Consider the following 527-nt stretch of genomic DNA (forward strand, 5'->3'; position numbering starts at 1 on the left):
CCTTATTTGAATCAGTTTAGTATGTGGATCCTTGAGATCGTGTATAAGAAATGGGAATCGATAAGAGTAAGATGAGGACTTCAATTCTACATAAGGAGGCAAAATATGCAACATGTAATTGCGTTTGATGTTAGTATGGGAAAGAGTTATATGGTTATTTATAATGCTCAAAAACAATGTATTTTTGAAAGTGAAATCAATCATTCTAAGCCCGATTTTGAAGAACTACGAAAACGAATAGATCAACTTATGAATGAAAATAAAAAATCACCTCATATTGTGTTCGAAGCAACTGGTGTCTATTCGAGACAACTGGAGCGTTTTATGCAAGATAACAAGTTTGAATACTTTCTGTTGAACCCTTTAGAAGCGAAATTACAATGCGATTCCTTACGGATTCATAAAACCGATAGAAGCGACGCGCATCAATTAGCTCTCACACATTTCACGGCTTCCCGGAGGGAAAAGACAGGCACAGATAACTTATTTTATCAATTAAAATCACTCTCAAGATTTTATAGTGAACT

The 527-nt window shown here is 34.7% G+C and carries 1 protein-coding gene; it reads left to right on the plus strand.

From position 1 onward, the window contains the following. Nucleotides 1-105: 105 nt before the first annotated feature. Nucleotides 106-527 (plus strand): IS110 family transposase (locus BPMYX0001_RS25370; RefSeq protein WP_033799767.1); only part of this gene is annotated, 422 nt, incomplete at its 3' end.

It is taken from the genome of Bacillus pseudomycoides DSM 12442, assembly GCF_000161455.1.
GTDB lineage: Bacteria > Bacillota > Bacilli > Bacillales > Bacillaceae_G > Bacillus_A > Bacillus_A pseudomycoides.